This is a genomic window from Pseudodesulfovibrio hydrargyri (assembly GCF_001874525.1).
GTDB lineage: Bacteria > Desulfobacterota > Desulfovibrionia > Desulfovibrionales > Desulfovibrionaceae > Pseudodesulfovibrio > Pseudodesulfovibrio hydrargyri.
Genome location: NZ_LKAQ01000001.1, coordinates 810,726 through 822,818 on the forward strand (window position 1 = coordinate 810,726; position 12,093 = coordinate 822,818).

The window sequence follows — 12,093 nt, forward strand, 5'->3', positions numbered from 1 at the left end:
CCCTCCCTCTCGGAGCATCCGGCAATATCGGCACCGGCCACCCCAAAGCCGCCGATTGCACGATAGAATGCACTGCGGCATCCAACGCAACACGGCGGGCGGCAACAGACCCCTTTCCCCCGGACGGGGAAAGGGCGCCCATGCCCGAAATCGGACGGAGGTACTCCGATCGAAAACGTGGGCATGTCCCTCGTGGATATCCCCGGGCCTATGGTGTATCGTCTTGGACAGGACGGCGGGCTTCTCCGTACGGATGGCCCGACTTCCTCCATCGTATACGGCCGGGAGAGCCGGGAAGGATAGACCGATCCTCTTTCATTATTGCCCGATCGTCCGGAATAAACACTCCGCCTCTTGTCCAACGCGTCCGGGTACTGCTAGGGATACACGCAAAGGAGACGCACAATGAGCAAGGAAACGACCGGCGACATCAGTGCGGCGCGAAGCGCCCTGGCGGAGCGGATCTACCGCTGGACCGAAACGGACAGCCACCTGGAGTCGGCCATCCCGGGCCTGATGCTGGTCCGCTACGAGACACCCACGGAGCCCAAGAGCGCCATGTACGAACCGTGCATCTGCGTGGTCGCCCAGGGGGCCAAACGGGTCCAGCTCGGCGACGAGGAATACGTCTACGACGAGAACCACATGCTGATCACCTCGGTCGGCCTGCCGGTCATGGCCAACGTTCTCAAGGCGAGCAAGGAGGCCCCCCTCCTCAGCCTGGTCCTGAAGATCGACCTGGGCATGGTCGCCCAACTCATGGTCGACAGCAATCTCCCGGCCCCGAACAACCGCCGGACCGGCCGGGGCATGGCCGTGTGCGAGGTGTCCGAACCGCTGCTTGACGGGTTCCAGCGGCTGATCGACCTCCTGGACACCCCGGAGGACATCCCCATCCTCTCCCCGTTGATTCTCAAGGAAATTCTGTATCGCCTGCTCATGGGCGAGCTCGGCCCGCGCCTGCGCCAGATCGCCACGGCCGAGAGCCACGGCCAGCAGGTCGCCCGGGCCGTGGACTGGCTCAAGGAGAACTACGCCAAGCAGCTCAAAGTGGAGGGGCTGGCCAGGGAGACCGGCATGTCCGTGTCCACCTTCCATCACCATTTCCGCGCCATGACGGCCATGAGCCCCCTGCAGTTCCAGAAATGGCTGAGGCTGCACGAGGCCCGACGGCTGATGCTGACCGAAAGCCAGGACGCCACCACCGCGGCCCTGCAGGTGGGCTACGAGAGCCCGTCGCAGTTCAGCCGCGAATACAAGCGCCAGTTCGGAGCGCCGCCCCTGCGCGACATCAAGAACCTGCACCGGCAGGGCCGGACCGAGGTCGTCTCGGGCGCGGCCTAGCTTCCCTTGGGCCCGACGGGCCCTCCTCCGATGAAACCGATCGAGCGGGGCCGAGCCATCGGTCCCGCTTTCGTTTTCATGCGATCAAACGGTGCCCGCCCGCGCCACGCGACAGGATTATGCATGAATAAGACACAATCGTTTCATGACCTTTTTGACGGACGCTGCTATAGGGACAATAGGCATCTTCATATGCCGCGGGCCGGGCGGAAGAATTTCTCCCCCGAGGCCGTAAAGGGCGCATGAAGACCTGTGAACATGAACGCGCAAACCGTTAAGGAGGCAGCGACATGGGTAACGGCCCTTATTCCATCAAGGCCTACGGAGTGAACGGTCCGACGGACGGCTTCCAGGCCATGACCATCGAACGCCGGGCCTTGAGGCCGGACGATGTGCTGATCGACATCATGTATTGCGGCATCTGCCATTCCGACATCCACATGGCCCGGAGCGAGTGGGGCCCGGCCAACTACCCCTGCGTTCCCGGGCACGAGATCATCGGGCGGGTGGTGGCCGTGGGCAGCAAGGTCAGGAAATTCAGGGTGGACGATTTCGCCGGGGTGGGCTGCATCGTGGATTCCTGCGGCACCTGCGAGTGCTGCGAATCCGATCTGGAGCAGTACTGCCCCGACTGGACCCTCGTGTTCAACGCACCGGACAAGATTTCGGGCGGCTACAACTACGGCGGTTTCTCCGACAAGATCGTGGTCCGCGAGCACTATGCCATCCGGGTGCCGCCGGGGGTGGACCTGCCGGCCATGGCCCCCCTGCTCTGCGCCGGGATCACCACCTTCTCGCCCATCCAGCACTGGAAGGTCGAGTCCGGCCAGCGGGTGGGCGTGATCGGCCTCGGCGGACTGGGCCACATGGCGGTCAAGCTCGCGGTGTCGCGCAAGGCGGACGTCACGGTGTTCACCACCTCGCCCGGCAAGGTGGCCGCGGCCAGGGAGCTGGGCGCGCGCGAAGCGGTCCTGTGGAGCGACGCCGACGCCATGCAGCGGCTCACCCGGCACTTCGACCTGATCATCTCCACGGTCCCCAAGGGATTCCCCGTGAACCAGTTCCTGAACCTCCTCCAGGTCGACGGAACCCTCGTCAACGTCGGCGCCCTGGACCAGCTGGAGGACATCCCCGGGATGACCCTGACCAGCGGACGCAGGAGCCTGGCGGGCTCGGTCATCGGCGGCATCGCCGAGACCCAGGAGGTCATGGACTACTGCACGGCCCACAACATCAAGGCCGACATCGAACTGATCAAGCCCGACCAGATCACCGAGGCCTTCGACCGCGTGGTGAACAAGGACATCCGCTACCGCTTCGTGATCGATCTGACGAGCTAACCCCCTTCAACTCGCGGAAACCATACGCCGCAACAAAGGCGGCCCCGATTGCCACGCAACCGGGGCCGCTTTTATTGCGAGATTCGAAAAAGGGGTGGCCGTCACGCCGGGATCCCGACAGGAACGGGCTCCGGCGAATCGAAAAAGAGAATTTTTGCGGGGATCAGAGGTACTGCCAGACCTTGCCGATTGTTGTTTCCATCACGGCAACGGCGCAAAGGTCGCTATAGGCGATTTCGACAACCTCGGCCCGAAGCGTGCCCTCCCCCTGACTTTTGTTGAAGGCATCCATGACGGCGATGGCGTCGCCGAGGGTGCGGGATCGCGGAGAGCTGCCGTCATGCGTCCGAGGGTGGTAGCCCATGAAAATCGTTTTGACCTTTTCCTGTTCGCCGTTCATATCCTGTCCTCGCTTGTTGCTGGCCGTTCCGTGTTCGACCCCAGGGCCGATGCCCGTAATCCGACCTGGGAGCATGGGGTTTCAGTAAATCTTCCCTGGCCTACGCTCCATTGCGTCCAACGCGAGCCCGGGGCCGTGTTTTCCAGTCTATTCGCACCGTAAGTGAGCCCGGTTGCCATTAAAGCGGGTCCGGCCTCATGAACATTTGATAGTTAACGTATTGTGGTAGTGTCCATTTTATCAAGGAGTCAAGCTCTTCCTGTTCGCGCCATTTCTACATGCCGAAAGAAGGCATCCCCACTTTGCCGGACCGCAAATGCCGTTTTTCATTGGACAGTTTTCAAACCGATTTCAACTCTAACTTACTTATTTAATTCGTATACGTTACATACCACCCAAAAGGCTTAGAGGGAGAACCTTCTAAGCCTTTTTGGTGGAGCCGAGGGAATTGAATCCACGGCTTCTTGAGCCATTCAAGGCTATCCGGGCAGTGCCGCTAGCTCCAGACCTCCCTTATGAGACTCACCATCGCGGCTATCATGGGTTCATCCGCCCTGCGCTCCAATGAGAGCAGGTGGAGAGTGAGCTTTTTCTCAAGATTCATCACGGAGAATATACCATACGCATCGGAGACGTCTTCCACTTTAAGCGCGGGCATGATCCCAAGGCCGACCTCGTCCGCCACCAAACGCAGGATGGCCGATTCCTGATCGACCACTACGGCCTTGACCGGCTCCTCCCCAATACTCTTGAACAGACCGGAGAGCACCTTGTTCATCGGGCAATGGTCACTGGTCCAGACCCACGGGAAAGATGCGAGTTCCTTCAAGCCGGGAGCCCCCAGCCGCTCTCGCCAGGCTTCGGATGCGACAATCGACAATTCAATCTCCCCCAGAGACTGCGCTTCAATTCTGTCGTCATCGGGGAGAGTGTAGGAAAAGCCCAGATCAATGTTTCTTGAAGACAGCTCCGACGCAACGTCCCAGCTCATTGTCTCCTTAACAACCAGGAATATCTCCGGGAACTCTTTTGCCAGCAAGGAGTGAACGTTCTTCAACCGCAGCAGGCGAGGGTCGGTGTTAACCCCGAGGGCGATGGAGCCACGGCCGCCGCCCCGGGCCTTTTCAGCCTCATTCCTGAAGGCGTCGACATCACGCAGGATGATATCCGCCCTGTCCTTCAAACGCTCCCCGCCCTTGGTCAGATCCATGCCCTGGGGTGTCCGCCAGAACAAACTGATCCCGAGCTCTTCCTCCAGAGCCTTGATCTGCGCACTGACCGCGGGCTGACTCATATTCAGCCGACTCGCCGCCCGCGTCATATTGCCCTCTTCGGCTACGGCAACAAAGGACACAAGTTGGTACAGCTCCACAACAACTACTCCCGGCAATCCATGGCGTTTATCGGGTTAATCCAATCATTTAATTGGACTCAACTGCAGCCAACCCCTAGCTTGTAAGGCCTTTCCCAAAACTTCAACCGCGAGGCAACAATGTTCACTCTTATTGCCGCCATGTGTGTATTCTCACTTACAATGTCCATTTCACCCGGGCCAGTCAACATGACGATCCTCGCCTCAGGAGCGACCTACGGATTGAGGAGGACGCTTCTGTTCGTCTCAGGTGCGACCATCGGATTCATCCTGCTCCTGCTCTCGCTGGGGCTTGGGCTCATGCAAATCGTGACAGCATATCCCGACCTTCTCAAATACCTTTCCCTGGCGGGCTCGTCGTTCATTATTTATGTCGGCTACAAAATCGCCTTGGCCGCTCCCGAACTCTCCACCGAGGAGGTCCCCTGCCCCGACTTCAAGCAGGGCTTCCTCATGCAGTGGCTCAACCCCAAGGCTTGGCTGGCCTGCATCGCTGGCATCTCCATGTTCACGAATCCAGGCTCCCATGCCCCGCTCTTTCTCTTCTCCGGCCTCTATTTCATCATCTGCTATCTCTCTCTCGCCACCTGGGCCGCCATGGGAACCCGATTCGGCGTGATCCTCGACACCCGAAAGAAGATGCGACGCTTCAATATAGCCATGGGCTCGCTACTGTGCATGTGTGCAGTATATCTTCTCCTGACATCCATCGGCTTTTGACCCTCCACGGGCGCAGGCGATTTGTATATCCTTTTGTATATTCCACGAAAAAAGGCTTAGAAGGAAAACCTTCTAAGCCTTTATAATCATTGGTGGAGCTGGAGGGAATTGAACCCACGACCTCTTGAATGCCATTCAAGCGCTCTCCCAACTGAGCTACAGCCCCACGTCGTTGGGAAAGACAACTTGTCCCAAGGGGGTGGTTTTTGTCAACAGGAAATGCGCACAAAATTCATCGCTTCGGATGTTTTTTTATCGCCGTGGACGCCGACAGGCGCACGCTGTCCGCCGACCTCGCTTTAAGGCTCCGTGGGGATGTTCCATCCTGGGCCGACTACTACGGATGCCGCCTTACGGCGGAGATAGTGGCGCATGTGAGCCGCCCCTCAAAGTCCCGCTTCTGAATGACGATTTTGATCTGACTCCGGCAAAAAACCTCAAGGCTCTTCATGCTCCCTCCGCCTCGCTCGGCTGAAAAGCAGGAAAATGGCCAAGGAAGAGGCCAGGGTCAGAACGAACAGGGTGAGGATCAGGGATTCGAAGGCCTCAGCATACGCGCCCGCCAGGTCCGAGACGGAGAGACCGGGCAGCAGACGTTGCGCGCCGGGCAAGTCCCCGGTGGCCAAACGTTGCGATGCGCTTTGTAGGTCGGCGGCCGGCGCGTTGATTCCGGCTCCCAGCCCAAGGACGGCATCGCGCGCCAGCCAGGTAAACATGGCCACGGCCACGGCAATGGAAACGCCCTCGCCCGCCACGCGGACCGTACTGAAGATGCCCGTGGCCATACCCGCGCGCTCCTTTGGAACCACGCTGACCGACAGTCCGTCCATCAACCCCCACGGCATGGCCGCGCCGAATCCGATCATACCCAGGACTGCGGCCAGGGACCCCACCGGGGGATGCAACCCCAACCCGGCGAGGAGCAATAGCCCTGCCGCCGCCCATACCAGTCCGAGGCAACAGAGCAGATAGCCGGGATAGCGCAACGCCAACGTCGAGACGACAAAGGGAACGAAGAGCATGGGCAGGGAAAGCGCGATCATGAGCAGGCCTGCCTGCATGGCGGAATAGCCCTCGATCCCGATGAAGCGGATAGGCAATATGACCAGTAGCACCACATAGCAGAAGCAGGTCGCCATGGGCAGGACCTGGACCCCGAGAAACAGGGGGGAACGGAACAGGCTCAGATCGAGCATGGGTCGCGCTCCCCGGCATTCCACGCGGATGAAAACGGCCAGAGCCGCCACGCTCATGGCCAGCGACGACACCACCGCAACGTGGTTCCATCCGTACTCCGGAGCCTGAAGCACGGCAAACGTCAAGAGGGCCAGCATGACCGTGAAGCTCAACCCGCCGCCGACATCCAGGCGATCGGCCCCGCTGTCGCGGCTCTCCCGCAGGTATGGCAGCCCGAACAGCAGCACCATCACGCCGATGACCGTTCCGGACAGGAACACGGAACGCCAGCCCAGACACTCCACCAGGAAACCGGACAGCACAGGGCCGAAGGCGAGACCTGCGCCGAACGTGGTCCCCAACAGACTGAAGGCGCGGGTGCGCCCGTCACCGTCGAATTCCTGGGCCAGGGCGGCCGCCCCCCCGGCCAGCGCGGCGGCGGCGGAAAGCCCCTGCACCGCCCTCAACAGGTTGATGACCGCAATGCCGGGCGAAAACCCGATGAGCAGCGATGACGCGGCAAAGGACGTCATGCCCAACGCGAAAATGCGTTTTCGCCCATACCGGTCGGCCAGGGTGCCCGCCATCATGAGGCAACTGCCAAAGGCAAGCATGAAGGCGTTGACCACCCAGTTAAGCCCGACCGGACCGCCCCCCACTTCCCTGGCGATGGCCGGGATGGCGACGACCGCCCCCGCAAAGCTCAGGGGCAGCACCAGGGCCGCCGCACATACCGTCGCCAGCGTGGCGTACGCCCGCGAAACACTCCCGCTCCGGCGGGAAACGTCCAGAGTCCGCATGTTGTTCTCCTATTTTTGTAGCAATCACTACAAAAAGCAGTTAGCGGCCTTGCTCTTTTGTGTCAATGTTTTTATAATGCACACTACAGAATGGAGGAACCATGACGGAGAAGACGCCGGGACAGCGCGGCAGGCCGAGGAAATTCGACAGGGAAGGGGCGCTGGTCAAAGCCATGCGCACGTTCTGGAGGCTGGGCTACGAAGGGGCGACTCTAACCGACCTGCAACGCGCCATGGGGAACATTTCGGCCCCGAGCTTTTATGCAGCGTTCGGCTCCAAGGAAAAACTCTTCCACGAGGCCGTCAATCTCTACCGCTCCACGGTGGGAACGGGGACGGTACGCGCACTGACGCGGGAGCCCACCGCCAGGCGAGCGGTCGAGACCATGCTCTACGGCGCGGTGGACGCCTTCTGCGCGGAGGACACGCCGCCGGGCTGCCTGATCGTGCTCTCCACGATCAACACGAGCAAGGCCAGCCGCGCCATCCAGGATCACCTGGCCTCCATTCGGCTGGAAACAACTGAACTCATAAGGAAAAGATTGCAGCGCGGGATAGACGAGGGGGACGTGCCCGCCACAGCCGACATCGCGGCCCTCGCTTCGTTCTACACGACCTTTCTCCACGGGCTCTCCATCCAGGCCCGCGACAACGTCCCCCGCGAAGCGCTGGTCCAGGCCGTGGACTGCGCCATGGCCGCCTGGCCCCGGGGATGAACGGCATGGCGGAGCCGGGATGTCTCTCCCGACTCCGCATGGCTCTCCGGGCCCGAGAGCGCCCCCCCTCCGGCTAGAAATCCGCCCGGCGGATGGTTCCTCCGGGGCGCTGGACCGTGCGGTGATATTTGACCGCGGGCCAGCCGAAGGACATGACGCAGGCCAGAAGGTGGTTCTCCGGGATGCCGAGCCGGGTCCGGAACCGCGGCAGGATTTCCGTGAGCATGGCGCGGACCATGCCGTTCCAGACCGTACCCAGGCCGTGGGCGCTCGCCAGCAGGTCGAAATAGCTCATGACGATGTGGCAGTCGGCCATGGGCGCGAAGGAATCCTCCGGGGCCGAGGCGATCAGCACGTGCGGGGCGTTGCGGAAGATAATGTCCGTGCCGTCCTCGCAGCCGCGCACGTAATCGGCCACATGCTCCCAGCCTGCCGGAAAGCCGTCCCCGTGGAGTAGGTTCACGGCCTCGGCGGTCATCTCGGCGCGCAGCCGGTCCATCGCGGCCGGGTCGTCCATCACGGTCAGGGTAACAGGACGGCCGTTCACGGCCGTGGGCGCGTGCGAGGCGACATCCAGCAGATGACGGATCAGGGCCGGGTCCACGCCCTCCTTTTTGTATCGACGAACGGAGCGGCGGCCCATGATCAGGGTCTCCATCTTGGCCGGGACCGGGAACATGCCCTTGAGCGGCAGGCTGTCGGCCGGGTCCTTGCCGAAGACACCCAGCGCGCCGGGCTGGCATATTGCCAGGCAGTGCTGACACTCGATGCACCGGGCTTCCCTTTCGGGCCGGACCACGGGCAGGCCGTCCATGTCGATGACGCCCGCCGGGCAGTCCCTGGCGCACTCCCCGCAACGGGTACACTTGTCCGCATCCACCGTGAAATTCAACATGATCGTTCTCCTGTCCGGTTGATTTTATCCACCATAGCAGGCCTGGCCGCAAACGGAAGCAGGCACTTTTCCGTGCTGCGGTTCCGCGCAGGTAGGAATCACGACTTTCCGCCGGGTTGCGCCATGCGGACCTGAACGGGCCGTCCGACGGTCTTCCGGCCGCGTTTGACATAATGCCATATAAAGAAGGGGCAGTGACCAATACGCGGACAACGCCGTTACCGCTCCCGGACACACCCGTACGGCGTGCGGACCAGGACACGGTTGCCCCACCCCGCATCCAGGCCTTAATCGGCGCTTTTCGCACCCCGCTCGCAAGCACAGGGAGCACCCTCAAATAAAATGAAAATAGGACCGACTCCTCCATGCGTAAATTTTATCCAACAATACGTAATTGTTGTCTCCATATCGATTTATCCAATCCATGGGGAAAACCAATCGGCCACCAATTATTTTTAAACATGACCATGTTGAAAACATAAAATTTTACAATCTAGTTGCCATTATTCTTGATATCGAATCATGCCTAGAACCACTGCCGTTAGCACCCCGAATAGGGCTTTCTCCACACCATAACATACTGGCTTATTAAATTATTTAAAATTGACTAAAAATCGGCCAATGGGTATAAAATAGAACAGATTGTTCACTCAAAAATTTTTACGCACGTTCAGCCCCAGGAGATCACCATGGCCGACACAACCACACAAGAAATGCAGATTTCTCTGCCCGGCAATGGCAATATCGAGGTGTATCACCTTGACGGCGATATCCCGGTCATATTCAACTTCGACCCGAGCAACGCCGTGTTCTCCGGCGAGAACGGCAATCTCGTGATCGCCGTCGAAGGCGGCGGGACCGTCATCCTGGAAAACTACCAGGCGCTCGCCGACTCGGGCCACCTGCCGATGTTCGAGATGCCCGGCGGCGAGATGATCGCGGGCGACACCTACCTCTTCGCCTTCAACGGCGCCGACCAGAACGGCGATCTGGAGACCGCGGCTGGCAACGCCACCTCGGGCTCCGGCGCGGGCCAGTACAACGACGACCCCGGCGCGCTCTATGACGGCCTCAACGCCCTGGGCGGCCAGGGCGACGCCTACGACCCGCACGCCTTCCCGATCTCCGATCCGGTCACCGGCCTGCTGCTCGACACTGCCGCCGCCCCGGAGAACGCGGCCCCGACCTTGGATCTGTCCACCAGCACGGTCACCTTCGTCAGCGAGGACGCCAAGAACAACAACATGATCGGCATCTACGAGCTTGACGCGGACGGCAGGCCGATCAACCCGGAGATCATCCTCCTGGATTCGAACGCGGCCACGCCGAACCAGGTGCTGACCACCATCGAGGAGGGGCAGGAACTGCACTACTTCCTGGTCGTCGGAGCGACCGCGGCCAGCGGCCCCGCCACCTTGAGCCAGGATCCCGTCACCGGGGAATGGTCGATCTCCTTTGCAGGCGACTCCCATTCCTATGAGGTCCGCTTCGACAGCGCAACCCTCAACGGGTATGCCGAGGAGACCTTCAGATTCGTGGACACGCCCCAGGGACGCCAGGTACTGGTGGACGACCAGCTGCTGGAACCCGATGACGACGACGACTTCAACGATACCATCATCCAGGAAAACGCCAACGCGGGCACCGGATTCGACAATACGTTCTACGTGGGGCTCGGCGAGGTGCACATCGCCGGCCAGGCGGAGATATCCGACGCGGACTCCGCGAACATGTCCCAGGCGGTCATCACCCTGACCAACGCCCACGCCGGGGACGTCCTGAACGTGGACGCGGCCTCCCTGGCGGCCTTGGGCATCACGGCCGCTTTCGACGGCACGGGCACGGTGATCACCCTCACCGGCGACGTGCCCATCGCCAACTACGAGCAGGCCCTCCGCCTGATCACCTTCGACAATTCCCTGGGCAACACCATGGACACCGAGGCCCGGGTCATCGAGGTCCAGGTCTGGGACGACGCCGCCTCCCCCACCGGCGCGGCGAGCAACGTAGCCACGACGACCCTCGAGGTGGCCACCAGCAGCATCGACGCCCACACCCTGATCGCCGATGCCGTCAGCGGCAACAGCGCCTCGGCCTCGACCTCCAGCGACGCGGTCACCGCGGCGACCGGCAACCTGCTCGACAGCTACGGCACCGAAGTCTCGGCCGCGGTCGCCGTGGACTCGGTCGCGGGCTCCTGGGGGTCGCTGTCCATCGCCGCCAACGGCGATTGGACCTACACCCCGCACGACGGCACCACCATCGACACCACCGGCCTCGACCATCCCACCGTGGAGACGTTCACCTACCAGGTGATCGACAGCGCCAGCGGAGCGGCCGAGACGGCAACCCTGTACATCCCCGTGCACATCGACGCCTCGGAAAGCAACGCCGTTTCCGGCACGTCCTGGGGCACCGACAACAACGACGCCATCTATGCCCACACAGACGGCAGCAGCATCCACGCCGCCGGAGGCAACGACCTCCTGTACGGCGGCGACGGCAACGACAACCTGTACGGCAATGCGGGGCACGACTACCTCAACGGCGGTGCGGGCAACGACCAACTGTACGGCGGCGACGGCAACGACTACCTGTTCGGCGGCGACGGCATGGACGTCCTTTCGGGCGACAACGGAAATGACCTCCTCTGGGGCGGCGCCGAGAACGACCTCATCTTGGCGGGCAACGACGACGACACCGTGTTCATCAGCTCCGGACATGACACCGTGTCCCTCGGTGCGGGTGAGGACACCATCGTCATCGACCCGACCTACCTGACCCCGGGCCAAGGCGACGCGTCCATGAACGTCGTCGACTTCCACATTGGTGAAAACGACCACTTCGACGTCAGCAACCTGACCGGCCATGAGGCGATAATCACCACCACCAGCTCCAGCAACGACCTGGTCCTGACCATCACCGACGCGAACCACGCCGGCGACGACATCACCATCACCCTCCAGGGCGCCATGACCTCCGTCGCCCATGCGGACATCACCCACTCGATAGACATCACCGCCACCGGCGACGAGTTGAACCATCTGATCCAGCACATCATCAGCACCGGCACCGACACCTAGACAAACATCCCCGGCCCGGTCGCGAGACCGGGCCGGAAAACACCCCCGGCTTCCCCCGCCGGGCAACCCTCCCGCAAAATCACACCTCCGCCAAAGACGGCCCCTCGCACCTTCGCCCCGGCCCGTGGTTTCGACCGCCATCCAGCCGGCAGACCGAGCATGGCCGCCCGTAATTTGGCAGACTCCTCGCCGAGCCGGGCAAGTCAAGGCATGCCCCGGGTCGCAGCCCGGACGGAACCACACCGCC

General features: G+C 61.8%; 9 protein-coding genes and 1 tRNA gene. 5 read left to right on the plus strand and 5 right to left on the minus strand.

Annotation, left to right across the window (positions count from 1 at the left end):
- The first annotated feature begins 405 nt into the window (after positions 1-405).
- Positions 406-1,344: an AraC family transcriptional regulator gene (locus BerOc1_RS03725; protein ID WP_071544356.1), complete on the plus strand. Its 939-nt coding sequence runs from the start codon at positions 406-408 to the stop codon at positions 1,342-1,344.
- A gap of 290 nt (positions 1,345-1,634) precedes the next feature.
- Positions 1,635-2,684, plus strand: coding sequence for an NAD(P)-dependent alcohol dehydrogenase (locus BerOc1_RS03730; RefSeq protein WP_242652849.1), 1,050 nt, complete (start codon positions 1,635-1,637; stop codon positions 2,682-2,684).
- Positions 2,685-2,847: 163 nt separating this feature from the next.
- Here BerOc1_RS03730 and BerOc1_RS03735 read toward each other — a convergent pair whose 3' ends face one another.
- The gene (locus tag BerOc1_RS03735; protein ID WP_071544518.1) at positions 2,848-3,084 is read right to left on the minus strand and encodes a hypothetical protein; all 237 of its coding nucleotides are present in this window, start codon (positions 3,082-3,084) and stop codon (positions 2,848-2,850) included.
- A 496-nt stretch (positions 3,085-3,580) separates the two neighbouring features.
- Positions 3,581-4,456 carry a LysR family transcriptional regulator gene (locus tag BerOc1_RS03740; RefSeq protein WP_071544357.1) on the minus strand — a complete coding sequence of 292 codons (876 nt, stop codon included), beginning with the start codon at positions 4,454-4,456 and terminating at the stop codon, positions 3,581-3,583.
- Between the two features lie 162 nt (positions 4,457-4,618).
- Here BerOc1_RS03740 and BerOc1_RS03745 point away from each other — a divergent pair, with 162 nt between their 5' ends.
- Entirely contained in the window at positions 4,619-5,176 is a 558-nt protein-coding gene (locus tag BerOc1_RS03745; protein ID WP_278248041.1) for a LysE family translocator, read from the plus strand.
- A gap of 90 nt (positions 5,177-5,266) precedes the next feature.
- Here the strand turns inward: BerOc1_RS03745 and BerOc1_RS03750 are convergent.
- Together BerOc1_RS03750 and BerOc1_RS03755 are read right to left on the minus strand one after the other, a co-directional pair.
- A tRNA-Ala gene (locus tag BerOc1_RS03750) sits at positions 5,267-5,342 on the minus strand.
- A 271-nt stretch (positions 5,343-5,613) separates the two neighbouring features.
- The gene (locus tag BerOc1_RS03755) at positions 5,614-7,152 is read right to left on the minus strand and encodes an MFS transporter (protein ID WP_071544359.1); all 1,539 of its coding nucleotides are present in this window, start codon (positions 7,150-7,152) and stop codon (positions 5,614-5,616) included.
- Positions 7,153-7,253: 101 nt separating this feature from the next.
- Here BerOc1_RS03755 and BerOc1_RS03760 point away from each other — a divergent pair, with 101 nt between their 5' ends.
- On the plus strand, positions 7,254-7,868 hold the full coding sequence (locus tag BerOc1_RS03760; protein ID WP_071544360.1) for a TetR/AcrR family transcriptional regulator: 615 nt from the start codon (positions 7,254-7,256) through the stop codon (positions 7,866-7,868).
- Between the two features lie 73 nt (positions 7,869-7,941).
- On the opposite strand, the gene BerOc1_RS03765 is transcribed toward BerOc1_RS03760, so the two are convergent.
- Entirely contained in the window at positions 7,942-8,763 is an 822-nt protein-coding gene (locus BerOc1_RS03765; RefSeq protein WP_071544361.1) for a nitroreductase family protein, read from the minus strand.
- A gap of 689 nt (positions 8,764-9,452) precedes the next feature.
- Here BerOc1_RS03765 and BerOc1_RS19395 point away from each other — a divergent pair.
- Entirely contained in the window at positions 9,453-11,846 is a 2,394-nt protein-coding gene (locus BerOc1_RS19395) for a calcium-binding protein (protein WP_129586475.1), read from the plus strand.
- The last annotated feature ends 247 nt before the right edge of the window (positions 11,847-12,093 follow it).

What these genes read in the sequence shown, in the direction of transcription:
- BerOc1_RS03745 (WP_278248041.1), top strand. Translation starts at nt 4,619, where the DNA reads ATGTCCATTTCACCCGGGCCAGTCAACATGACGATCCTCGCCTCAGGA.
- BerOc1_RS03755 (WP_071544359.1), bottom strand. Translation starts at nt 7,152, where the DNA reads ATGCGGACTCTGGACGTTTCCCGCCGGAGCGGGAGTGTTTCGCGGGCG.
- BerOc1_RS03725 (WP_071544356.1), top strand. Translation starts at nt 406, where the DNA reads ATGAGCAAGGAAACGACCGGCGACATCAGTGCGGCGCGAAGCGCCCTG.
- BerOc1_RS19395 (WP_129586475.1), top strand. Translation starts at nt 9,453, where the DNA reads ATGGCCGACACAACCACACAAGAAATGCAGATTTCTCTGCCCGGCAAT.
- BerOc1_RS03730 (WP_242652849.1), top strand. Translation starts at nt 1,635, where the DNA reads ATGGGTAACGGCCCTTATTCCATCAAGGCCTACGGAGTGAACGGTCCG.
- BerOc1_RS03760 (WP_071544360.1), top strand. Translation starts at nt 7,254, where the DNA reads ATGACGGAGAAGACGCCGGGACAGCGCGGCAGGCCGAGGAAATTCGAC.
- BerOc1_RS03765 (WP_071544361.1), bottom strand. Translation starts at nt 8,763, where the DNA reads ATGTTGAATTTCACGGTGGATGCGGACAAGTGTACCCGTTGCGGGGAG.
- BerOc1_RS03735 (WP_071544518.1), bottom strand. Translation starts at nt 3,084, where the DNA reads ATGAACGGCGAACAGGAAAAGGTCAAAACGATTTTCATGGGCTACCAC.